The sequence below is a fragment of the Polaromonas naphthalenivorans CJ2 genome (assembly GCF_000015505.1).
GTDB classification, from domain to species: Bacteria; Pseudomonadota; Gammaproteobacteria; order Burkholderiales; family Burkholderiaceae_C; genus Polaromonas; species Polaromonas naphthalenivorans.
Map to the genome: position 1 here is coordinate 3,821,202 of NC_008781.1, position 22,601 is coordinate 3,843,802.

The following is a 22,601-nucleotide window of genomic DNA, read 5'->3' on the forward strand; positions in this document are numbered from 1 at the left end:
TCAAGCCTCAGCGGGATGCAGGGTCATGAGACCGTGGCGAGCGGCGAGCTGAAGCAGTTTGAAATCATTCTCGACATCGAGCTTTTGCCGGATCAGCGTGAGGTTGTTGAGGATGGTCTTGGGGCTGAGCTGCAGCGCGCCGGCAATGCAGCTGGCCGGCTGGCCCTGCACATGCAGGCGCAGCACCTCGAATTCGCGCGGCGTCAGCTGGGCGAAGGCGTCCTCGCCGTCCAGGGCCTGCTCGGCCAGAATCTGCGCGACTTCGGGCGAGAACACGCGCTTGCCCAACGCGATGCGGCGGATGCCGTCGATCACCTCCTCGGGCTCGCAGTGCTTGGTCAGGTAGCCGTGCGCGCCGCTGCGCAGCGCCTGCGTGATGTGGCCGGCGTCCTCGTGCATGGACAGCACCAGCACGCGCAGCACGGGGCGGCGCGCCAGCATGCCGCGTATCGCCTCGATGCCGCTGCTGCCGCGCAGGCTCAGATCGACCAGCGCCACGTCGGGCGTGGTTTGCAGCACCAGCGCATTGGCTTCGTCGGCCCTGGCGGCTTCGCCGACCACCTGCAGGCCCGGCTCGGCGCCCAGTAGGCGGCGGTAGCCGGTCCTCACGACGGCGTGGTCATCGACCAAAAGGATGCGGATCATGGGATTTCGTCCTGTGCTTGGGGGTTTTCGGTCAGGGGAAGGGTGATCTGAAGGCGCAGGCCCGTGGGCTGCGCCGGCTCCAGCGCCAGGCGCCCGCCGACCATGTCCAGCCGCTCGGCGATGCCCAGCAGGCCGCCGCCGCGCGCCGCGCCATCGGGCGGCAAGCCGCAGCCGTCGTCCTCGATGTGCAGCGTGAGCATTGCGGCGTGCGCCTCGATCTTCACCCGGCAATGCGCCGCGCCGCTGTGCCGCACGACGTTCGTCAGCGCCTCCTGCACCACGCGGTAGAGCACCAGCCCGGCGTCCTCGCCCAGCGGCGGCAGCCCGCCGGCCGGCATGTCGAGCCGAAAGTCGATGGCGCCGGCGCGCTGCTGCCAGCCGGCCAGCAGCTCGCGCAGGGCGCTGGCCAGTCCCGGCCCTTGCAGGCCGTGCGGGCGCAGGCGCTTGAGCATGGCGCGCAGCTGCTCGCGGCTGGTGCGCACGTCGCGGCGCACATCCTGCGCGCATTCGGCGATCTGCGCGGCGGCCAGCTCTGCGGCGTGGCGCTCCAGGTAGGCGGCGGTCACGCCGATGGCCGTCAGCGTCTGGCCGGTCTCGTCGTGCAGCTCCCGGGCCAACGCGCGGCGCTCGTCCTCCTGCACCCGGATCAGCTGGCGCGCCAGTTGCCGCTGCGCGGCGCGCGAATCCGACAGCGCAGCGGCCAGCGCGTCGATGGCGCCAGCAACCTGGCTGAACTCGCGCAGCGCAAAGACCGGCAGGCCCGCCTCGGATTCGCCGCGCGCCAGGCGTCGCAAGCCGGCCTGCAGCTCGCGCACCGGCCTGAGCGCGCGGTCGGCCGACCACCAGGCGACCAGCAGCGTTGCTCCAGAAAAGAGCAGTAGCGTCACACAAAGGCGAACAGTGTCCCCGATGCGCTCCTCGATTTCCGAGGCCGGGTTGGGTGCAATGCGCAGCAGCTGGTCGCCGACGCGGATCAGCTGGCCTGCGTCGCCTGCCGGCGCGACGCCGAGCAGTCCGGCCAGCCAGTGGGTGTCCGGGGCGCTGTTTTGGGCGGCGGGTGCCGCGCCGCTGCTAACGGTGAGGTGCCGTAGCGGGCCGCTGTCCAGAATGGCCTGCAGGCGCTCAGCCGCCTCGGCCGGCGGCAAATCGCGCGCCAGCCCCTCGGTGCCCAGCAGCACCTTGACCAACTGCTCCGAGGCGGCCAGTTCGGCGCTGACATCGCTGCGCAGCGAGCGCAGACTGACCAGCACAGCCACCATCATCAGCGCCAGCAGCATCACGCCAAGACCAGCCACCAAGCGTCGCCTGAGATCCATCGCCCGTTCCTTTCCATGCAAATGGACATGTGCAGCAGCTTTCGTACCCGGCGGATGCACGGCGGGAATTTTTCCCGGCTTTGGCGTGGCCCTGTCCCGAGACGTGTGGCGCCTGCGCTTTTACAGTTGGCGCGCTTGAGCAGCCCGGCCGCATCCACGGGCAGGCAACGCCCTTTAAAAAACATTCAGGAGACTTTTGTGAACCCCTCAGTTTTTCACCCCGCACGGCCATGCCGTCCGCGCACGGCCCTCGTGCTGGCGCTCGCGTCGGCCTTTGCCTTCAACGCCCAGGCGCAGCAGGAAAAATCGCTCGCCACCGTCGAGGTCATCGGCTCCACGCCGCTGCCCGGCATCGGCCAGCCGCTCAATGAACTGGCCGCGCCGGTGCAAAGCGCCACCAGCCGCGACATCACGGCCAGCGGCGCGCTCGAACTCGGCGAGTTCATGAACCGCCGCCTGGGCAGCGTGCATGTCAACGAGACGCAGGGCAACCCCTTCCAGCTCGACGTGAACTACCGGGGCTACACCGCCTCGCCGCTGCTGGGCACGCCGCAAGGCCTGTCGGTCTATATGGACGGCGTGCGCATGAACCAGCCCTTTGGCGACGTGGTGAGCTGGGACTTGATTCCGCGCGGCGCGATTGCGTCGATGACGCTCATGCCCGGCTCGAACCCGCTGTTCGGGCTGAACACGCTGGGCGGCGCGCTGTCGGTGCAGACCAAGGACGGGCGCAACAATCCGGGCACCGCGCTGCAGACCACGCTGGGCAGCAACGCGCGCCGCGCGGTCGAATTCGAGCACGGCGGCTTCAACGACAAGGGGCTGGACTGGTATGTGAACGCCAACGTGTTCAAGGAAAACGGCTGGCGCGACGACTCGCCGTCCGACGTGCGCCAGCTGTTCGGCAAGCTCGGCTGGAAGAGCGGCGGCACCGACCTCAAGCTGACGCTGGCCCACGCCGACAACCAGCTCAATGGCAACGGCCTGCAGGAGCAAGGCCTGCTCGCGGCCAGCCGCAGCAGCGTCTATACCAAGCCCGACATTACGAAAAACCGCTCGACGCTGCTCAATCTGGCGGGCACGCACACGGTCAATGACAACCTGCTGTTCTCGGGCAATGCGTATTACCGCGACCTTAAGACCTCGACCTACAACGGCGACATCAACGAGGACTCGCTCGACCAGTCGGTCTATCAGCCCAGCGCGGCCGAACGCGCCGCGCTGACAGCGGCCGGCTACAGCGGCTTTCCCGCCAGCGGCGCGAATGCCGCGAACACGCCGTTTCCCAAGTGGCGCTGCATCGGCCAGGCGCTGTTGAACGACGAGCCGGCCGAAAAATGCAACGGCCTGATCAACCGCACACGGACGGAGCAGCAGAACTACGGCCTCTCGGGCCAGATGACCTGGCTGGGCGACCTGGCCGGCAAGCGCAACCAGTTCGTGGCGGGCGCGGGCATTGATGCCAGCCGGGTCAAGTTCCGCCAGTCGTCGGAGCTGGGCTACCTGAACCCGGACCGCAGCATCACCGGCGTCAACGCCTTCGGCGACGGCGTGACCGGCGGCGACGTGGACGGCGAGCCCTACGACACGCGGGTCGATCTGAAAAGCCGCACCCGGACCTGGAGCGTGTTCGCCAGCGACACGCTGGCGCTGCAGGACAATTTGCACCTGACGCTCTCGGGGCGCTACAACGCCACCTCGGTCAAGAACCGCGACCAGCTCCACGCCGACGGCGACAGCGCCTCGCTCAGCGGCGACCACCGCTTTTCGCGCTTCAATCCGGCCGTGGGCCTGAGCTACAGCCCGACCAAGACGCTCAACGCCTACGCCGGCTACAGCGAAAGCAGCCGCGCGCCCACGTCCATCGAGCTGGGCTGCGCCAACCCCGAGCAGCCCTGCAAGCTGCCCAATGCCATGGCCGGCGACCCGCCGCTCAAGCAGGTCGTCACGCGCACCATCGAAGCCGGCCTGCGCGGCACGGCGCCGGGCGGCGTGCAATGGAATGCGGGCGTGTTCCGCGCTGAAAACCGCGACGACATCCTGTTCGTCGCCGACAACCAGTCGGGCTACGGCTACTTCAAGAATTTCGGCCAGACGCGCCGCCAGGGGCTGGAGCTGGGCCTGAGCCGCCAGGTCGGCCGTCTCAATGTGGGCGCGCAATATACCTTCCTCGACGCCACCTACCAGAGCGCCGAGACCGTCAACGGCAGCGGCAACAGCAGCAACGACGCGGCCAGCGCCGGCTCGCCAGGGCAGGAGGGCAGCATCCAGATCAAGCCTGGCGACCGCATTCCGCTGATTCCGCGCCAGATGCTCAAGCTGTTCGCCGACTACGCGGTGACGCCGGCCTTCACGCTCAACGGCAGCATGGTGGCCGTCTCGGGCGCGCTGGCGCGCGGCAACGAGAACGGCGGCCACCAGGCCGACGGCACGTATTACCTGGGTTCGGGCCGCAGCGCCGGCTACGCGGTGTTCAACCTGGGCGCCGGCTACCGCATGACGCCGAAATTGCAATTGACGGCGCAGCTCGACAACGTGTTCGACACGCAATACAGCACCGCCGCGCAGCTCGGCGCCACGGGTTTTGACGCCAATGGCAATTTCGTCGCCCGGCCGCTGGGCGGCTCGAACGCCGACGGCTACGCGCTGCGCCAGTCCACCTTCTACGCGCCCGGCGCGCCCCGGCGCATCTGGTTCGGACTGCGCTATGTGTTCAGCTGAACGGAAGAGCTGGCGAATAGATTACTCCTGAATTCATAGCTGCCAGCGCATGCTGGACGTGCGCAAGTGGCTTTTTTTGATTGAATTTTAGGTGCCTGCTGGCTCAGGTCACGACCAGCCGGTAGCCCACGGCGGTTTCGGTCAGCAGGTGCTGCGGCTGGGCCGGGTCAGGTTCCAGCTTTTGCCGCAGGTGGCCCATGTAGATGCGCAGGTAGTGGCTTTGCCCGGCATGCGACGGCCCCCACACCTCGCGCAGCAGCTGGCGGTGCGTCAGCACCCGGCCGGCGTTGGCGATCAGCACGCTGAGCAGGCGGTATTCGATGGGCGTCAGGTGGACTTCCGCGCCAGCGCGGCGCACCAGCCGCGCCCGCCGGTCCACCTCGACCGCGCCGAAGCGAAACACCGGGTCAGCCTCTTCCGCCGGAGTACCGTCGGTGGCGGCGGCGCGCGGCCGGCGCAGGTTGGCGCGCACGCGGGCCAGCAGTTCGCCGACGCCGAAGGGCTTGGTCAGGTAGTCGTCGGCGCCGGCGTCGAGCGCGGCAATCTTGTCGGCTTCGCCGCTGCGCGCCGACAGCACGATGATGGGAACGCCTGACCAGCCGCGCACGTCGCGGATCACATCCAGCCCGTCGCCGTCGGGCAAGCCCAGGTCAAGCACCAGCAGGTCGGGCTTGCGCGTGCCGGCTTCGGTCAAGCCTTGCCTGGCCGTGCCGGCCTCGAACACCTGCCAGCCCTCGGCTTCCAGCGCACTGCGGACAAAACGGCGGATCTGCGGCTCGTCTTCGATGATGACAACAACGGGAGTGACCATCGGCCGAGTTTATTCCGGCGCCGGCTCGGGCGGCGAACCGCGCGGCAGCGTGATGGTGAACTGCGCGCCGCCGCCTTGGGCATTGCCGGCCACGATCTTTCCGCGATGCGCATCGACGATGGCCTTGCAAATCGCCAGCCCCAGCCCGACGCCCGGCGTGGCGGACTCAGCTTGGCCCCGGGTGAATTTCTCGAACAGTTCGGCCTCGCGGCCGCGCAGCGCGGGTGGCAGCCCCGGCCCGTGGTCGCGCACGCTCAAGACCAGGCTGTCGGGCGCCGCGCGCGCATGGATTTCAAACGGCGGCGCGCCGTACTTGGCGGCGTTTTCCAGCAGGTTGACCAGCACGCGCTCCATCAGCGCGGCGTCAAACTCGACCAGCGGCAAGTCCGGCGCGATGTCGGTGCGCACCGTCCGGCCGTTGAGCGCGGGCTGGGCGGCGCGAATCGCCGAACCGGCCACCTCCTCGACCGACTGCCAGTCGCGGTGCAGGCTGACCGCGCCGTTCTGCAGGCGCGCCATGTCGAGCAGGTTGCTCACCAGCGCATTGAGCTGGCGCGCCTGCTGCGCCATCGCCTGCGCCATGCCGGCCTGCTGCGGCTCCAGCGGCGGCTGCGAGCGCTGCAGCGACTCGGCCAGCCCGATCAGCGCCGTCAGCGGCGTGCGCACATCGTGCGAAAGAGCCGCCAGCAGCGTGTTGCGCAGCCGCTCCGACTCCATCTCGACCACTGCCTGCTGGGCAATGTCCACGTAATGCACGCGCTCCAGCGCGATGGCGATTTGCCGCGCCAGCGTGTCGAGCTGCTGCAGTTGCTCGGGAATCAACAGCCAGCGCGGCCTGGCGGGCTGCAGCGCGAGTACCCCGCGCACCCGCATGGTCGCCTTCAGCGGCACGTAATGCCAGGTCTGCGCGGACAGCGTCGATGTGGCCAGGCCGGCGGCCTGCGCATGGCGAAACGCCCAGTCGGCCACGCTGGCGTCAAAGCCCGGCGGCGCATGCACCGGCAGCACCAGCTGGTCGCGGGCATCGGTGGTCAGCACCAGCGCCTGCCCGCCGAAGTCGCGCTGCACGGCGGCCTCGCCCAGCTCGGCCACCTGCGAGGGCATCAGGGCCGCCGACAAATCGCGCGTCAACTCGAACAGCGACTGCGCGCGGCGCTCGCGGCTGCTTGAGATGCGCGCCTGAAAGCGCAGGCCCGCCGTCAACTGGCCGGTCAGCAACCCGACCACCAGCATGACGGCGAACGTCACCAGATACTGCACGTCGCTGACCGCCAGCGACAGGCGCGGCGCGACGAAAAAATAGTCGAACGCGGCGACATTGAGAAACGCCGCCAGCGCCGCCGGGCCGCGCCCCAGCTTCAGCGCCACCAGCACCGTGCCGAGCAGGAACAGCATGACGATGTTGGCCAGGTCGAACACATTGAGCAGCGGCGTGGCCAGCAGCGTGATGGCCACGCTGCTGGCCACCGCCCAGGCATAGCGCGGCAGGCTGCCATGCCAGGCGCTGGCCGCGTCGTCGTCGCTGCGCGGCACGGCCGGGGCCAGGCGCCGGCTGCTGCGGGCATCAGCCACTTCCACGATGTCCAGCGTGGGCGCCAGCCGGGCCAGCCGGCGCGTCATGCTGCGCCCGCTCCACAGCGTTCGCCAGTCCGGCAGCGCGGGCCGCCCGACCACCAGCGTGGCGCAGTTGAGCGCCTGCGCCTGCGCCACCAGCTCGGCGGCCGCATCGCTGGCGGCCAGCACGGCGGTAGTCGCGCCCAGCTCGCCGGCCAGCTTGATGACGGCCAGAATCCGGTCGCGCTCGGCCTCCTTGAGCCGCTGCAGGCGCGGGGTTTCGACATACGCCGCATGCCAGCGCACATTGAGCTGGCCGGCCAGCCGCGCCGCCGTGCGCACGGTCTGCTCGGCGCCTTCATGCGGGCCGATGCAGGCCAGCAGCGCGCCTTCGGTGTTCCACACCGGGGAAATCGATTTCTCGACCCGGTAGCTGCGCACATCGTCCTCGACATGCTCGGCGGTGCGGCGCAGGGCAATCTCGCGCAGCGCGATCAGGTTGCCCTTGCGGAAAAAGTTCTGCGCCGCGCGCTCGGCCTGCTGCGGCAGATAAACCTTGCCGGCCTTCAGGCGCGCCGTCAGTTCGTCGGGCGTGACATCGACCAGGATGATCTCGTCGGCGGCGTCCAGCACGGTGTCGGGTACGGTCTCGTTGACACGGATGCCGGTGATGGCGCCCACCGTGCCGTTCAGGCTTTCCAGGTGCTGCACGTTGATGGCCGACCAGACATCGATGCCGGCGTCCAGCAGTTCCTGCACGTCCTGCCAGCGCTTGGGGTGGCGCGAGCCTTCCACGTTGCTGTGCGCCAGCTCATCGACCAGCAGCACGGCCGGCTTGCGCGCCAGCGCGGCGTCCAGGTCAAACTCCCTGAGCGTTCGGCCCCGGTAGGCGACCTCGCGCAGCGGCAACTGCTCCAGCCCGGCCAGCAGTTCGGCGGTTTCGCTGCGGCCGTGGGTTTCGATCACCCCGACGACGATGTCACGGCCGTCCTTGCGCTCGCGCTGGGCGGCGCCGAGCATGGCGTAGGTCTTGCCGACGCCCGCGCTGGCGCCGAAATAGATGCGCAGCCTGCCGCGCGCACGCTGCGCTTCCTGCTGCTGCAGCCGTTGCAGCAGCTCGTCGGGGTCGGGGCGCTGGCCGGCGGGTAGGTTCATGGCTTCAGGGTACTGCAATCAGCCGGGCGCATTGACGGGCTTCAGGGCATCGAGCGCCAGGTTCAGTTTGAGCACATGCACGCGCGCCTCGCCCAGCAGGCCGAGCCAGGGCGTTTCGGTTTCCTGCGCGACCAGTTGCCGCACCTTCTCCAGAGGAAGCCCGCGCACCCGGGCCACGCGCGCAGCCTGGTAGCTGGCAGCGGCAGGGCTGATGTGCGGGTCCAGTCCGCTGGCCGAGGCGGTCACCAGATCGACCGGAACGGCGGCGGCGTTGCCCGGATCGGCGGCGCGCAAGGCGTCGATGCGGCCCTTGACCGCGTCCAGCAGCGCCGGGTTCAGCGGCCCCAGGTTGGAGCCGCCGGACGCCGAGGCGTTGTAGGGCATGGGGCCGGTGGCCGAAGGCCGGCCCCAGAAATGGCCCGGGTCGGTAAAGTTCTGGCCAATCAGGCTGGAGCCGACCGGCTTGCCATCACGCAGGATCAGGCTGCCAGCGGCCTGCGCCGGAAACAGCAGCTGCGCCGCGCCGGTCACGGCCAGCGGATAGGCCACGCCGGTCAGCAGCGTGAGGACAAAGAACAGGACCAGTGCGGGGCGAAGTATGTTTTTCATGATGGATTCCTTTGGAAACTCAGGCTAAACGCAAGGCGACCAGCAGCAGGTCAATCGCCTTGATGCCGATGAAGGGCACGACCAGCCCGCCCAGCCCGTAGATCAGCAGATTGCGCCGCAGCAGCGCGGCCGCGCCCACGGCGCGGTACTTCACGCCCTTGAGCGCCAGCGGGATCAAAAACATGATGATCAGCGCATTGAAGATCACCGCCGACAAAATCGCCGATGACGGGCTGCCGAGACGCATCACGTTGAGCGCGGCCAGCTGCGGGTAGGTGGTGACGAAAATCGCCGGAATGATGGCGAAGTACTTGGCCACGTCGTTGGCAATCGAGAACGTGGTGAGCGAGCCGCGCGTCATCAGCAGCGCCTTGCCAGTCTCGACGATCTCCAGCAGCTTGGTCGGGTTCGAATCCAGATCGACCATGTTGCCGGCTTCCTTGGCGGCCTGCGTGCCGCTGTTCATGGCGACCGCCACGTCGGCCTGCGCCAGCGCCGGGGCGTCGTTGGTGCCGTCGCCGGTCATGGCCACCAGCCGGCCCTCGGCCTGGTACTGGCGGATCAGCCTGAGCTTGTCCTCGGGCGTGGCCTCGGCCAGGAAGTCATCGACGCCGGCTTCGGCCGCGATGGCTGCCGCCGTCAGCCGGTTGTCGCCGGTGATCATCACGGTCTTGATGCCCATGCGGCGCAACTCGCCAAAGCGCTCCTTGATGCCGGCCTTGACGATGTCCTTGAGTTCGACCACGCCGAGAACCTGCGCGCCATCGCTGACGGCCAGCGGCGTGCTGCCCCGGCGCGAGACTTCATCGGAGGCGCGCGTGACTTCTGCGGGCACGCTGCCGCCCAGCGCCTCGACATGCCGGCGGATGGCATCGACCGCGCCCTTGCGCAGCTGGCGCGTACCGCCGCCGGGCTGTTGCACGTCCATGCCGCTCATGCGGGTCTGCGCCGTGAACGGGACTTCGGCCATGCTGCCTACCAGCGGCTCGGCGGCGCCCGCGCGCTGGGCCAGCGTGACGATGCTGCGGCCCTCGGGCGTCTCGTCGGCCATCGACGCCTGCATGGCGCAGACGGCAAGCTGGACTTCCGTCACGCCCGGCGCCGGCAAGAAGCTTGACGCCTGGCGGTTGCCGTGGGTGATGGTGCCGGTCTTATCTAACAGCAGCACATCCACGTCGCCGGCCGCTTCGACCGCCCGGCCCGAGGTGGCGATCACATTGGCCTGCATCATGCGGCTCATGCCCGCAACGCCGACCGCCGACAGCAGCCCGCCGATGGTGGTCGGAATCAGGCAGACCAGCAAGGCAATCAGGGCGGTGATGCTGACCACCGAGCCCGAGCCGGACGCCGCCACGCTGAAGATTGAAAACGGCAGCAGGGTCACCGTGACGATCAAAAACACGATGGTCAGCGCCACCAGCAGGATCGTCAGCGCGATTTCGTTCGGCGTCTTGGCGCGCTTGGCGCCCTCGACCATGCTGATCATGCGGTCCAGGAAGGACTCGCCCGGGTTGACCGAGATGCGCACCACCAGCCAGTCGGACAAGACCCGCGTGCCGCCGGTGACCGATGAGAAGTCGCCGCCCGACTCGCGCACCACGGGCGCCGATTCGCCGGTGATGGCGCTTTCATCGACCGAGGCCACGCCTTCGATGACCTCGCCGTCGAGCGGCACCATGTCGCCGGCCTCGATCAACACCACATCGCCCTTGCGCAGGTTTTCAGCCTCTTCCGGCAGCCAGGTTGCGCCGTGTACAGGCTCCTTCAGCTTCTTGGCCCAGGTGCTCTTTTTGAGGCTGCGCAGCGACGCGGCCTGCGCCTTGCTGCGGCCTTCGGCCAGCGCTTCGGCGAAGTTGGCGAACAGCACGGTGAACCACAGCCACAGGGCCACGGCAAAGATGAATCCGGCCGGCGCTTCGCCGGGCGCCTGCAAGGCCTGCAGGCCGAGCAAAGTCGTCAAAATGCTGCCGATATAGACGACGAACATCACCGGGTTGCGCCATTGAACGCGCGGGCTGAGCTTGCTGAAGGATGCCGCAATCGCGGGCTTGAGCAGCGCCGCATCAAACAGGACAAAAGGTTTTTTCTTGGTTGTCATGATGGTTATGCCTTGCGGTTCAGTGAGCGGGCCACAGCATCAGGTGCTCGACCACCGGGCCGAGCGCCAGCGCCGGCACGTAATTGAGCAGGCCCACCAGCAGCACCGTGCCGATCAGCAGCAGCACGAACAGCGGGCCGTGCGTCGGCATGGTTCCCGGCGTGACCGGCAGGCGCTTCTTGGCGGCCAGGCTGCCGGCAATCGCCAGCACCGGCACGATCACGCCGAAGCGGCCCAGCCACATCGCCAGCCCCAGCAAAGTGTTGTAGAACGGCGTGTTGGCCGACAGGCCGGCAAAGGCGCTACCGTTGTTGTTGCCCGCCGAACTCAAGGCATACAGGATTTCCGAGAATCCGTGCGCACCGGGATTGGCCACGCCCGCCCTGCCCGCGCCCGCCAGCACGGCGACGGCGGTGCCGGCCAGCACCAGGATCGGCGTGACCAGGATGGCAATCGAGGTCAGCTTCATCTCGTGCGACTCGATCTTCTTGCCCAGGTATTCGGGCGTGCGGCCAATCATCAGGCCCGAGATGAACACCGCCAGGATGGCAAAAATCAGCATGCCATACAGGCCCGTTCCGGTGCCGCCGAACACCACTTCGCCCAGTTGCATCATGACCATCGGCACCATGCCGCCCAACGGCGTGAAGGAGTCGTGCATGGCAATCACCGCGCCGCACGAGGCGGCGGTGGTGATGACGGCGAACAGGCTGGAGGCGTTGATGCCGAAGCGCGTTTCCTTGCCTTCCATGTTGCCGCCCGCCTGCAGCGCGCTGGCGGCCTGGTCAACGCCCAAGGGCGTCAACAGCGGATTGCCCGCCTGCTCGGCCGGCGTGATGGCGACCACGGCGATGACGAACATCACCGTCATCGCCGCCAGCACGGCCCAGCCCTGGCGCAGGTCGCCGACTTCGCGGCCAAAGGCGAAGCACAGCGCCGCCGGGATCAGGAAAATCGCCAGCATCTGGAAGAAATTGGTCAGCGCGTTCGGGTTCTCGTAAGGGTGGGCCGAGTTGGCGTTGAAGAAACCGCCGCCGTTGGTGCCCAGCATCTTGATGGCTTCCTGCGAGGCCACCGGACCCATGGCCAGCGTCTGTTTATCGGTCCTGACGTTTTCCATCACGGCAGCGCCTTGCGCGTCTTTCAGCGGCTGGCCGTCAAGGCCGGTTTTGGGCTGCTGGTAGCTGGTGGCCTCCAGCGTGGCCACGTCCTTGTAGGCGTCGAAATTCTGGATCACGCCATTGCCCGCCAGGAACAGCGCGAACACCAGCGACAGCGGCAGCAGCAGCCAGGCGGTGATGCGCGTCACATCGACCCAGAAGTTGCCGATGGCCCCGGTGGCGCGCGCGGCAAATCCGCGAAACAGCGCGAACACCACGGCGATGCCGGTGGCCGCAGACAGAAAGTTCTGCACCGCCAGCGCCAGCATCTGCGTCAGGTAGCTCATGCTGGCTTCGCCGCCATAGCCTTGCCAGTTGGTATTGCTGACAAAGCTGATGGCGGTGTTGAAGGCCGAGTCGGGCGAAATGGCCGCCATGCCCGCCGGATTGAGCGGCAGCACGGCCTGCAGGCGCTGCAGCGCGTAAACCGCCAGCAGGCCCAGGGCATTGAAGGCCAGCAAGGCCAGCGCGTACTGCCACCAGTTCATCGCCTGGTCGGCGGAGGTGCCCGCCAGGCGCAAGAGTGGCGCTTCAACCCGCTGCATCCAGCCCGGCAGCCGGCCCGAACTGATGCGCGCCAGCCAGATGCCCAGCGGCCAGGCCGCCAGCAGCAGCGCGCCGAGGTACAAGGCCAGAAGTTCCCATGATGAAGCAGTCATCAGAACTCCTCGGCGCAGATCAGCGCATACACCAGGTAGGCGAGCAGCAGGACAGCGCAGATGCCGCCAAAGCCGTACAGCATTTCAAGGCCGATCATGAGCGGCCTCCCTGCGGCTTGTCGAGTTTTTTGAAGCCCAGCACCAGCAGCGCCATCAGGCCCCACAGCAGGGCCAGCCCTGCGACATAGACCATATCCATCAACCTTCTCCCACGTAAAACGATGAAGGAAGGTTAGCTTTTTGGATGTAAAAACGGGGTAGAAGAACGCCGGTGCCGTATAAAGAAAGCGTAAAAACGTCCTTGGACGTTTTTGCCTTCAATTCATGAACTGCTATTTATTTAATAGCTATACAAGAAAGAACAGCATGCGCAAACGGCATTTTTCTTCTTAAAACGTACTGCAGCGCAGCGCCGCGATGTCCAGCACCCGCAGGCCGCCGTATTCGACGCGGATCGTGCCCTGCGCCTCCAGCGTTCGCAGCGACTCGTTGACGCGCTGGCGCGACAAGCCGACCAGGTAGGCCAGCTCCTGCTGCGTGATGCGCAGGATATCGCCCACGCCCGGGTAGAGCACCGGATTGAACAGCGCCGCCAGGCTGCGCGACACGCGCAGGTCTGGGTTGTTCATGCGGTCGATCTCGCGCGCGGAAATGAACTGGCCCAGCCGCTCGTTGAGCTGGTTCATCACGAAGCGGTTGAAGCCGATGGAATGGTCGAGCAGCCAGTGAAAGCTTTCAATCGGCAGGCCGGCCACCACGCTTTTGCGCAGCGCCTGGATGTTGTAGCGGTAGGGCTCGCGCTTGAGCGTCGTGCCTTCGCCAAACCAGCCTCCGGGCGGCAAACCGGCAAAGGTCATGGTCACGCCCTGGGCATTGTCGGCGCTCATCTTGAGCAGCCCCTCGATCACGCCGAACCAGTAGGTCACCGGCTTGCCGACACGGCATACATAGTCGCCCGCCGCCGCATCGCCGACCAGCAAACTTTCCACGGCGCGCGCCCGTTCTTCCGGGCGCAGCAGGGCCAGCCACGGAATGCTGTTCAACTCGTCGGTGGTGGGCAGCCTGCGGCGCTGGTGAAGGGTCAGGTCTGTTGACATGGATCAGGAAAAAATGTCCTAACGCTGCGGGGGCCGCAAGTTAAGCGTTTTAATTGTCGTCTGGCTGACAATTGAATGTCAATTCAAAGCATAACATCGGCAAAACTATTTTTTTCCCACTTCATTCGAGACAAAACATGACTCATTGCACGCCTTCCCTGCCTGATGTTTCCGGCCACACCACCCCTGGAACACTGTCAAGGCGGGGGGTTCTGGGCGCCCTTGCGGCACTGCCACTGGCGATTCACGCACCGCTTCGCGCCCAAGACACCGGCCCGCTGAAAATCTGCCAGTCCACCGCGCTGACCGGGCCGCTTGCCGACCTTGGCGGGCCTTTGCACCAGGGCGCCAAAACCTATTTTTCGGCGCTCAACGCCAAAGGCGGCGTCAACGGCCGTCCGATTGAATTGACCGTTGCCGACGATGGCTACGAGGTGGCGCGCTCACTGGCCAATGTGAAGGGGTTTATCGAGGACCGCAACTGCTTTGCAATTTTCAACTGCTTCGGAACCCCCATGGTCGAGGCCATGCTGCCCCAGGTGATCGAGTCGGGCATTCCGTTTTTCGCACCCCTGACCGGCGCCTTGCTGGCGCACCCCAAGAACGTGCGCAGCGTGTTCAATATCCGCGCCAGCTATGCCGACGAAACCGAGCACCTGGTGCAGCATCTGGCCACCATCGGCATCAAGCGCATCGCCATCGTGTACCAGAACAACGCCTTCGGCCAGGATGTCGCCAACGCGGCCAAGCAGTTCATCGCCATCCACAAACTCACGGAAACGGCCACGGCCACGGTTGAAAACAACTCGTCGGATGCGGCCGCCGCAGCCACCAAGATTGCCGCTTCCCAGCCCGAAGCGGTGATCATGGGCCTGGCGGGCAAGCCCACGGTCGAATTTGTCAAGGCCATCCGCCAGCAGCGCAAGGGACTGCAGCTCTACGCCCTGTCGGTCATGGGCGCGGCAGCCACCCTCAAGGCCATGGGCGCTGACGCCACCGGCATCACCGTGTCGCAGGTCATGCCTTTGCCGGCCAACAACGGGCTGCCGCTGGCGCGTGAATTCCAGCAGGCCTGGAAGGCCGGCGGCGCGACGCTGGAGGCTTCACACCTGGCGTTCGAAGGCTATGTCAATGCGAAGGTGTTTGCCGAAGCACTGCGCCGGGCCGGACGCAATCCCACGCGCAGCGGCTTTATCGACAGCACCTGGGCCATGAAGCGTTATGACCTCGGCGGCTTTGAAGTGAGCTTTACCGACTCCGCAAAAAGTGCCTCGCGCTTCGTGGAACTCAACATGGTTTCGCGCGACGGGCGCCTGATCCGATAAATCAGCCTGACCCCCGGGGACACCCGACTAGGACTTTCCCCTAAATTGTCGTTACAACGACATCCTGGCGTCAAATGCAGCCCTACCATTCGTCACCACCCAGCCGCTTTCCTGAAAAAAAGCGGCCCAACCTGGAGACAAGTACCGGATGCAGACCACATTCCCCCAATTGCTGCTCAAGCATGCCGCCGAGCGCCCTGCGGCAGCGGCCATGCGCGAGAAAGAATACGGCATCTGGCAGGCGCACAGCTGGTCAGCCCTGGCCGGACTGGTCGCGCAGCTGGCCGCAGGGCTGAACCAGGCGGGCCTGCGGCGCGGCGAGCACATGGTGGTGATTGGCGCCAACCGCCCGCGCCTGTATGCGACCATGCTGGCGGTGCAGTCGCTGGGCGCGATTCCGGTGCCGCTGTACCAGGACGCGGTCGGCGCCGAATGCGTCTTTCCGCTGAACAACGCCGAAGTGCGCTTTGCCATGGTCGAGGACCAGGAGCAGGTGGACAAGCTGGTCGAGATCCGCGACCGTTGCCCGCAAATCTCCAACATCTACTACGACGACCCGCGCGGCCTGCGCAAGTACAGCGAGCCCGGCCTTGATTCGCTCGATGCGCTGATCGAGTCGGGCCAAGCCTTTGTCGCCAAAAACCCGCAGTGGTTTGCCGCTGAAGTCGCCAAGGTCCAGCCGAACGACGTGGCGGCGATGTTCTTCACCTCCGGCACCACCGGCAATCCCAAGGGCGTGGTGCATACCCACAGCACGCTGCTCGACCGCGCCACGGCTGGCGCCGAATTCGACAAGCTGACCTCCGCCGAGGAAGTGCTGGCCTACCTGCCGCCGGCCTGGATCGGCCAGAACATCTTCAGCTACGCCCAGTGGCTGGCCTGCGGCTATGTGGTCAACTGCCCCGAGTCGGCCGGCACCGTGACGATTGACCTGAAGGAAATCGGCCCGACCTACTACTTTGCGCCGCCGCGCATTTTTGAAGGCCTGCTGACCAGCGTGATGATCCGCATGGAAGACGCCGGCACGCTCAAGCGCAAGATGTTCGAAGCCTGCATGAACGTCGCCCGGCGCGTCGGCCCGGCGCTCATGAACGGCGAGCCGGTCGGCGCGCTGGACCGCATCAAATACGCTCTCGGCAACCTGCTCGTGTACGGCCCGCTGCGCAACAACCTGGGCTTCAGCCGGGTGCGCGTGGCCTATACCGCCGGCGAGGCGATTGGCCCGGACCTGTTCACGTTTTACCGCTCGATCGGCATCAACCTCAAGCAGCTCTACGGCTCGACCGAGACCGCCGTGTTCGTCTGCCTGCAGCCCGACAACCAGGCGCGCGCCGACACCGTGGGCGTGCCGATTCGCGGCGTGCAAATCAAGGTCGCCGGCAACGGCGAAATCATGGTCAAGTCGGCCGGGCTGCTCAAGGAATACTACAAAAACCCGACGGCCACGGCCGAGGTGCTGACCGCCGACGGCTGGTACCACACCAGCGACGCCGGCTTCCTGGACGTACACGGCCACCTGAAGATCATCGACCGCGTGAAGGACGTGGGCCGCATCAAGGGCGGGCCAAACGACGGCGCCATGTTCGCGCCCAAGTATGTCGAGAACAAGCTCAAGTTCTTCCCCTTCATCAAGGAAGTCGTGGCGCTGGGCGACGGGCGCGAGCGCGTCTGCGTGATGATCAACATCGACTTCGATGCCGTGGGCAACTGGGCCGAGCGGCGCAACCTGCCCTACGCCGGCTACACCGACCTGGCGCAAAAGCCCGAGGTCTATCAGCTCATGAAGGAATGCGTCGAGAAGGTCAATGCCGACCTGGCCAGCGACCTGCTGCTGGCCGGCAGCCAGGTCAGCCGCTTCCTGATCCTGCACAAGGAACTCGATGCCGACGATGGCGAACTGACGCGGACCAACAAGGTGCGGCGCGGCTTTATCGCCGACAAGTACGGCGTGCTGGTCGAGGCGCTGTATGCCGGCAAGACCGAGCAGTACATCGAGACCGTCGTCAAGTTCGAGGACGGCCGCACCGGCAGCGTCAGCGCCACGCTCAAGCTGTCGGACGCCAAAACCTTTTCCCCGGTCAAGGCCGCTGCTTGAACAAAAAACCATGACAAAAAAGAAGACCGGCGACGTCATCCTGGACGTCAACAACATCAGCCTGCGCTTTGGCGGCGTCAAGGCGCTGACCGATATTTCCTTCAATGTGAAGGAGCATGAAATCCGCTCCATCATCGGCCCCAACGGCGCCGGCAAAAGCTCGATGCTCAACTGCATCAACGGCGTCTATACGCCGCAGGAAGGCTCGATCACCTTTCGCGGCAAGAAGTTCTCGCACATGTCCTCGCGCCAGGTGGCCGAGATGGGCGTGGCCCGGACTTTCCAGAACCTGGCGCTGTTCAAGGGCATGAGCGTGATCGACAACATCATGACCGGGCGCAACCTGAAGATCAAAAGCAATATCTTCATGCAGGCGCTGCGCATCGGCCCGGCCGAGCGCGAGGAAATCCGGCACCGCGAGTTTGTCGAAGGCATCATCGATTTCCTCGAAATCCAGGCCTTTCGCAAGACGCCGGTCGGCCAGCTGCCCTACGGCCTGCAAAAGCGCGTCGATCTGGGCCGGGCGCTGGCCATGGAGCCGCAGGTGCTGCTGCTCGACGAACCGATGGCCGGCATGAACGTCGAGGAAAAGCAGGACATGTGCCGCTTCATCCTCGACGTGAACGAGGAATTCGGCACCACCATCGTGCTGATCGAGCACGACATGGGCGTGGTGATGGACATCTCCGACCGCGTGGTGGTGCTCGACTACGGCAAGAAGATCGGTGACGGCGAGCCCGAAGAGGTCCGCAACAACGAAGACGTGATCAGCGCCTACCTCGGCACCAGCCACTGATATGGCCCCCACGCTTGCCACTTCGTGTGCTGCGCTGCCCCCCGAGGGGGCCACTGCGCCTGCGGTCTGGCAAAGCCAGTCCCGCGGCCCCTGCTGGTGGGATGTTGCCTCCACGCTTTCTTTAGGAGTTTGATTTCATGGCTTTTTTCCTGGAAACCTTGATTGGCGGCCTGATGGCCGGCATGCTGTATTCGCTGGTGGCGCTCGGCTTCGTGCTGATCTACAAGGCGTCGGGCGTGTTCAACTTTGCGCAGGGCGCAATGGTGCTGTTCGCGGCGCTGGCGATGGCGCGGTTTTCGGAGTGGATTCCGAAGTGGACCGGCATTGACAACCTCTTCATCGCCAACCTGATCGCCTTTGCGATTGCCGCCGTGCTGATGTTCGTCGTCGCCTGGCTGATCGAGCGCCTGGTGCTGCGCCACCTCGTCAACCAGGAAGGCGCGACGCTCTTGATGGCCACGCTGGGGATTGCCTATTTCCTCGAAGGCCTGGGCCAGACGCTGTTTGGCAGCGACATCTACAAGATCGACATCGGCATGCCCAAAGACCCGATCTTCATGCTGGACACGGTGTTTCCGGGCGGCATCCTGGTCAACAAGGAAGACGTGATTGCCGCCGCCATCGCCGCCAGCCTGGTCATCTTGCTGAGCATCTTCTTCCAGAAAACCACCACCGGCCGCGCCCTGCGCGCCGTCGCCGACGACCACCAGGCGGCGCAGTCGATCGGCATTCCGCTGAACCGCATCTGGGTCATCGTCTGGTGCGTGGCCGGCGTCGTGGCGCTGGTCTCGGGAATGATCTGGGGCTCCAAGCTGGGCGTGCAATTCTCGCTGACGACGATTGCGCTGCGGGCGCTGCCGGTGGTGATTCTGGGCGGGCTGACCTCGGTTCCCGGCGCGATTCTGGGCGGGCTGATCATCGGCGTCGGCGAAAAGCTGTCCGAGGTTTACCTCGGCCCTTACGTCGGCGGCGGCATCGAAATCTGGTTCGCCTATGTGCTGGCGCTGGTGTTTTTGCTGTTCCGCCCGCAAGGCCTGTTCGGTGAAAAGATCATCGACCGCGTTTAAGCCATAAGAAGAATAAGGAAACCACCATGCTCTACCGCGAAAACGGCCAGTTCAAGACGACCTACCGGGCTGACCAGCAGATCTTCCCGATCACGCAGGATCGCGTGGCCATTGGCCTGATGCTGGCCTTTGCCTTCATCGCCGTGCCGCTGATGGCCAGCGACTACCTCTACGCCTCGATTTTGATTCCGCTGGTCATCATGTCGCTGGCGGCCATCGGGGTCAACATCCTGGTCGGCTACTGCGGCCAGATTTCGCTCGGCTCGGGCGCCTTCATGGCGGTCGGGGCCTACGGCGCCTACAACTTCTTCGTGCGGATTCCGGGCATGCCCTTGATTCCTACCTTGATCCTGGGCGGGCTGTGCGCCATGTCCTTCGGCATTTTGTTCGGCCTGCCCAGTTTGCGCGTCAAGGGCCTGTACCTGGCCGTGGCCACGCTGGCGGCGCAGTTCTTCAGCGACTGGATGTTTTTGCGCATCAAGTGGCTGACCAACGACTCGGCCTCGGGTTCGGTGTCGGTCACCCAACTGCAGGTGTTCGGCCTGCCGATTCAGAGCCCGGTGTCCAAGTACCTGTTCTGCCTGGCGGTTTTGGTCATCGTGGCCTTGCTGGCCAAGAACCTGGTGCGCGGCGCGATTGGCCGCGAGTGGATGGCGATTCGCGACATGGACGTGGCCGCCGCCGTGATCGGCATCCGGCCCATGTACGCCAAGCTCAGCGCCTTTGCGGTCAGCTCCTTCATCATCGGCATGGCTGGCGCGCTCTGGGCCTTCGTGCACCTGGGTTCGTGGGAGCCGGCGGCGTTCTCGGTCGAGATTTCGTTTCGCCTGCTGTTCATGGTGATCATCGGCGGGCTGGGCTCGATCATGGGCGGCTTCTTTGGCGCGGCCTTCATCGTCGTGCTGCCGATTGCGCTGAACCGTTTCCTGCCGGCCTTCATGAGCCTGTTCGGCATCGAGATTTCGACCGCCGGCGTGTCGCATGCCGAGCTGATGATTTTTGGCGGCCTGATCGTCTGGTTCCTGATCGTCGAGCCGCATGGCCTGGCCCGGCTGTGGTCCATGGCCAAGCAGAAACTGCGCCTCTGGCCCTTCCCGCATTGATCGCGCTGATCGCATTGAGCGGTCGGTTGACTGAAAAACCTGTTTTTACCGTGCTTCACCACTTTCATTCCAAGGAGACATCCATGAAGCTTTCCAAACTCGTCGTTGCCGCAGCCGTGGTCGCCGCTGGCGCAGCGTCGCTGTCCACCAGCGCCTTCGCGCAGGCCAAGGAGCAGTTCTTCCCGCTGCTGTCCTACCGCACCGGCCCCTACGCGCCCAACGGCACGCCCTGGGCCAACGGCAAGCAGGACTACATCAAGATGGTCAATGCGCGCGATGGCGGCGTCAACGGCGTCAAGCTGACGTTTGAAGAATGCGAAACCGGCTACGCCACCGACCGGGGCGTCGAATGCTACGAACGCCTGAAGAACAAGCCCGGCGTGGCGCTGATTGACCCGCAGGCGACCGGCATCACCTTTGCGCTGACCGAAAAGGTGCCCGTGGACAAGATCCCGCTGATCACGCTGGGCTACGGCCTGTCGGTGGCGCAGGACGGCATGGCCTTCAAGTGGAACTTCCCGCTGATGGGCAGCTACTGGACCGGCGCCGATATCCTGGTGCAGCACATCGGCAAGAGCGCCGGCGGCCTGGACAAGCTCAAGGGCAAGAAAATCGCGCTGGTCTATCACGACAGCCCGTTTGGCAAGGAGCCGATTCCGCTGCTGCAGGAGCGCGCCCGCATGCACGGCTTCGAGCTGCAGCTGCTGCCGGTCACGGCGCCCGGCGTCGAGCAGAAAGCCACCTGGCTGCAGGTGCGCCAGAGCCGGCCTGACTACGTGATGCTGTGGGGCTGGGGCGTGATGAACTCCACCGCCCTGAAGGAAGCGCAGGCCACCGGCTTTCCGCGCGACAAGCTCTACGGCGTGTGGTGGGCCGGCGCCGAGCCGGACGTGCGCGACGTCGGCGACGGCGCCAAGGGCTACCAGGCGCTGGCGCTCAACGGCTCGGGCACCGAGTCCAAGGTCATCCAGGACATCCTCAAGAACGTGCATGACAAGGGCCAGGGCACGGGTGCCAAGGACGAAGTGGGCTCGGTGCTGTACACGCGCGGCGTGATCATCCAGATGCTCAGCATCGAGGCCGTGCGCCGCGCGCAGGAGCGCTTTGGCAAGGGCAAGGTCATGACCGGCGAGCAGGTGCGCTGGGGCATGGAAAACCTGTCGCTCGACCAGAAAAAGCTCGACGCGCTGGGCTTTGCCGGTGTGATGCGCCCGATCTCGACCAGCTGCGCCGACCACATGGGCTCGACCTGGGCGCGCGTGCAGACCTGGGACGGCAAGAAGTGGAAGATGACCTCCGACTGGTACCAGTCGGATGACCAGATCATCAAGCCGCTGGTGAAAGCCGGCGCCGACAAGTACCTGGCCGACAAGAAGCTGACGCGCCGCACGGCAGCCGACTGCCAGTCCTGATGGCATGACCCCCTGGCGGTTCCTGCGGGAGCCGCCAGGCCAGAAGCTTGGGCGCCCAAGCTTCTGGCCTGGCACAGACAGAGGAAAGAAACCCCATGGAACCCCAAAAAATCGTTCTCAACGTCAACGGCATCGAGGTCATCTACAACCATGTGATTCTCGTGCTCAAGGGCGTTTCGCTGCAAGTGCCCGAAGGCAAGATCGTAGCCATCCTGGGGGGCAACGGCGCGGGCAAGACCACGACGCTGCGCGCCATCTCCAACCTGCTGCAGGGCGAGCGCGGCGCGGTCACCAAGGGCTCGATAGAGCTGCGCGGCGAGCGCATCGAGAACCTGTCGCCGGCCGACCTGGTGCAGCGCGGCGTGGTGCAGGTCATGGAAGGGCGGCACTGCTTTGCCCACCTGACCATCGAGGAAAACCTGATGACCGGCGCCTACACGCGCACCAGCAAGGCCGAGATCGCCGCCAACCTCGAAAAGGTCTATAACTACTTTCCGCGCCTGAAGACGCGCCGCGCCTCGCAGGCCGCCTACACCTCGGGCGGCGAGCAGCAGATGTGCGCGATTGGCCGCGCCATCATGACCAACCCCAGCATGGTGCTGCTCGACGAGCCGTCGATGGGCCTGGCGCCGCAGATCGTCGAGGAGGTGTTCAACATCGTCAAAGACCTGAACACCAAGGAAAAAGTCACCTTCCTGCTGGCCGAGCAGAACACCAACATGGCGCTGAAATACTCCGACTACGGCTACATCATGGAGTCGGGCCGCGTGGTGATGGACGGCATTGCCAGCGACCTGGCCAACAACGAGGACGTGAAGGAGTTCTACCTCGGCGTTGGCGGCGGTGAACGCAAAAGCTTCAAGGACGTGAAAAGCTACAAGCGCCGCAAACGCTGGCTGGCCTGAGCGCTGGCCCGCCCGCTGCGCCTGGAATTCACAACTCACGACTCACGAATCCCGCCTGCCGACCCTTTAACCT

The 22,601-nt window shown here is 65.7% G+C and carries 17 protein-coding genes; 8 read left to right on the forward strand and 9 right to left on the reverse strand.

Annotation, left to right across the window (positions count from 1 at the left end; all coding sequences use genetic code 11):
* Together PNAP_RS17950 and PNAP_RS17955 are read right to left on the reverse strand one after the other, a co-directional pair.
* Window positions 1-645, reverse strand: coding sequence for a response regulator (locus tag PNAP_RS17950; protein ID WP_011802963.1), 645 nt, complete (start codon window positions 643-645; stop codon window positions 1-3).
* Entirely contained in the window at window positions 642-1,961 is a 1,320-nt protein-coding gene (locus tag PNAP_RS17955) for a sensor histidine kinase (RefSeq protein ID WP_011802964.1), read from the reverse strand. The genes PNAP_RS17950 and PNAP_RS17955 overlap by 4 nt, the downstream gene beginning before the upstream one ends.
* A gap of 198 nt (window positions 1,962-2,159) precedes the next feature.
* Here PNAP_RS17955 and PNAP_RS17960 point away from each other — a divergent pair, with 198 nt between their 5' ends.
* Window positions 2,160-4,682: a TonB-dependent receptor gene (locus PNAP_RS17960; protein WP_232290718.1), complete on the forward strand. Its 2,523-nt coding sequence runs from the start codon at window positions 2,160-2,162 to the stop codon at window positions 4,680-4,682.
* A 103-nt stretch (window positions 4,683-4,785) separates the two neighbouring features.
* Here the strand turns inward: PNAP_RS17960 and kdpE are convergent, their stop codons facing one another.
* The 7 genes from kdpE to PNAP_RS17995 form a co-directional block, all read right to left on the reverse strand.
* Window positions 4,786-5,493, reverse strand: a complete 708-nt coding sequence (gene kdpE / locus PNAP_RS17965; RefSeq protein WP_011802966.1) for a two-component system response regulator KdpE — start codon at window positions 5,491-5,493, stop codon at window positions 4,786-4,788.
* Window positions 5,494-5,502: 9 nt separating this feature from the next.
* Window positions 5,503-8,202 (reverse strand): DUF4118 domain-containing protein, encoded by a 2,700-nt coding sequence (locus PNAP_RS17970; RefSeq protein ID WP_011802967.1) that lies wholly within the window; start codon window positions 8,200-8,202, stop codon window positions 5,503-5,505.
* 18 nt (window positions 8,203-8,220) lie between these two features.
* Complete coding sequence (gene kdpC, locus PNAP_RS17975) at window positions 8,221-8,811, reverse strand: potassium-transporting ATPase subunit KdpC (protein ID WP_011802968.1); 591 nt, start codon at window positions 8,809-8,811, stop codon at window positions 8,221-8,223.
* Between the two features lie 19 nt (window positions 8,812-8,830).
* A complete protein-coding gene (gene kdpB, locus PNAP_RS17980; protein WP_011802969.1) occupies window positions 8,831-10,909 on the reverse strand; it encodes a potassium-transporting ATPase subunit KdpB in 2,079 nt (692 codons plus the stop codon).
* 19 nt (window positions 10,910-10,928) lie between these two features.
* Entirely contained in the window at window positions 10,929-12,728 is a 1,800-nt protein-coding gene (kdpA, locus tag PNAP_RS17985; protein WP_011802970.1) for a potassium-transporting ATPase subunit KdpA, read from the reverse strand.
* On the reverse strand, window positions 12,728-12,826 hold the full coding sequence (gene kdpF / locus PNAP_RS17990; RefSeq protein WP_041376797.1) for a K(+)-transporting ATPase subunit F: 99 nt from the start codon (window positions 12,824-12,826) through the stop codon (window positions 12,728-12,730). The genes kdpA and kdpF overlap by 1 nt, the downstream gene beginning before the upstream one ends.
* 291 nt (window positions 12,827-13,117) lie before the next feature.
* Window positions 13,118-13,825, reverse strand: coding sequence for a Crp/Fnr family transcriptional regulator (locus tag PNAP_RS17995; RefSeq protein ID WP_011802971.1), 708 nt, complete (start codon window positions 13,823-13,825; stop codon window positions 13,118-13,120).
* A gap of 137 nt (window positions 13,826-13,962) precedes the next feature.
* Here PNAP_RS17995 and PNAP_RS18000 point away from each other — a divergent pair, with 137 nt between their 5' ends.
* The 7 genes from PNAP_RS18000 to PNAP_RS18030 all read left to right on the forward strand — a co-directional run bounded on the left by PNAP_RS18000 (window position 13,963) and on the right by PNAP_RS18030 (window position 22,528).
* Window positions 13,963-15,150, forward strand: coding sequence for an ABC transporter substrate-binding protein (locus PNAP_RS18000; protein WP_011802972.1), 1,188 nt, complete (start codon window positions 13,963-13,965; stop codon window positions 15,148-15,150).
* Between the two features lie 148 nt (window positions 15,151-15,298).
* Window positions 15,299-17,245, forward strand: coding sequence for an AMP-binding protein (locus tag PNAP_RS18005; RefSeq protein ID WP_011802973.1), 1,947 nt, complete (start codon window positions 15,299-15,301; stop codon window positions 17,243-17,245).
* A gap of 10 nt (window positions 17,246-17,255) precedes the next feature.
* The gene (locus PNAP_RS18010; RefSeq protein WP_011802974.1) at window positions 17,256-18,041 is read left to right on the forward strand and encodes an ABC transporter ATP-binding protein; all 786 of its coding nucleotides are present in this window, start codon (window positions 17,256-17,258) and stop codon (window positions 18,039-18,041) included.
* A 137-nt stretch (window positions 18,042-18,178) separates the two neighbouring features.
* Entirely contained in the window at window positions 18,179-19,108 is a 930-nt protein-coding gene (locus PNAP_RS18015; RefSeq protein WP_011802975.1) for a branched-chain amino acid ABC transporter permease, read from the forward strand.
* Between the two features lie 26 nt (window positions 19,109-19,134).
* Complete coding sequence (locus PNAP_RS18020) at window positions 19,135-20,211, forward strand: branched-chain amino acid ABC transporter permease (RefSeq protein WP_011802976.1); 1,077 nt, start codon at window positions 19,135-19,137, stop codon at window positions 20,209-20,211.
* A gap of 83 nt (window positions 20,212-20,294) precedes the next feature.
* Entirely contained in the window at window positions 20,295-21,623 is a 1,329-nt protein-coding gene (locus PNAP_RS18025; protein WP_011802977.1) for an ABC transporter substrate-binding protein, read from the forward strand.
* Window positions 21,624-21,718: 95 nt separating this feature from the next.
* A complete protein-coding gene (locus PNAP_RS18030) occupies window positions 21,719-22,528 on the forward strand; it encodes an ABC transporter ATP-binding protein (protein WP_011802978.1) in 810 nt (269 codons plus the stop codon).
* Window positions 22,529-22,601: the final 73 nt, after the last annotated feature.

What these genes read in the sequence shown, in the direction of transcription:
- PNAP_RS17970 (WP_011802967.1), bottom strand. Translation starts at nt 8,202, where the DNA reads ATGAACCTACCCGCCGGCCAGCGCCCCGACCCCGACGAGCTGCTGCAA.
- PNAP_RS17955 (WP_011802964.1), bottom strand. Translation starts at nt 1,961, where the DNA reads ATGGATCTCAGGCGACGCTTGGTGGCTGGTCTTGGCGTGATGCTGCTG.
- PNAP_RS17995 (WP_011802971.1), bottom strand. Translation starts at nt 13,825, where the DNA reads ATGTCAACAGACCTGACCCTTCACCAGCGCCGCAGGCTGCCCACCACC.
- kdpA (WP_011802970.1), bottom strand. Translation starts at nt 12,728, where the DNA reads ATGACTGCTTCATCATGGGAACTTCTGGCCTTGTACCTCGGCGCGCTG.
- PNAP_RS17950 (WP_011802963.1), bottom strand. Translation starts at nt 645, where the DNA reads ATGATCCGCATCCTTTTGGTCGATGACCACGCCGTCGTGAGGACCGGC.
- PNAP_RS18005 (WP_011802973.1), top strand. Translation starts at nt 15,299, where the DNA reads ATGCAGACCACATTCCCCCAATTGCTGCTCAAGCATGCCGCCGAGCGC.
- PNAP_RS18000 (WP_011802972.1), top strand. Translation starts at nt 13,963, where the DNA reads ATGACTCATTGCACGCCTTCCCTGCCTGATGTTTCCGGCCACACCACC.
- PNAP_RS18010 (WP_011802974.1), top strand. Translation starts at nt 17,256, where the DNA reads ATGACAAAAAAGAAGACCGGCGACGTCATCCTGGACGTCAACAACATC.
- PNAP_RS18020 (WP_011802976.1), top strand. Translation starts at nt 19,135, where the DNA reads ATGCTCTACCGCGAAAACGGCCAGTTCAAGACGACCTACCGGGCTGAC.
- kdpC (WP_011802968.1), bottom strand. Translation starts at nt 8,811, where the DNA reads ATGAAAAACATACTTCGCCCCGCACTGGTCCTGTTCTTTGTCCTCACG.
- kdpB (WP_011802969.1), bottom strand. Translation starts at nt 10,909, where the DNA reads ATGACAACCAAGAAAAAACCTTTTGTCCTGTTTGATGCGGCGCTGCTC.
- PNAP_RS18030 (WP_011802978.1), top strand. Translation starts at nt 21,719, where the DNA reads ATGGAACCCCAAAAAATCGTTCTCAACGTCAACGGCATCGAGGTCATC.
- kdpE (WP_011802966.1), bottom strand. Translation starts at nt 5,493, where the DNA reads ATGGTCACTCCCGTTGTTGTCATCATCGAAGACGAGCCGCAGATCCGC.
- PNAP_RS18015 (WP_011802975.1), top strand. Translation starts at nt 18,179, where the DNA reads ATGGCTTTTTTCCTGGAAACCTTGATTGGCGGCCTGATGGCCGGCATG.
- kdpF (WP_041376797.1), bottom strand. Translation starts at nt 12,826, where the DNA reads ATGATCGGCCTTGAAATGCTGTACGGCTTTGGCGGCATCTGCGCTGTC.
- PNAP_RS18025 (WP_011802977.1), top strand. Translation starts at nt 20,295, where the DNA reads ATGAAGCTTTCCAAACTCGTCGTTGCCGCAGCCGTGGTCGCCGCTGGC.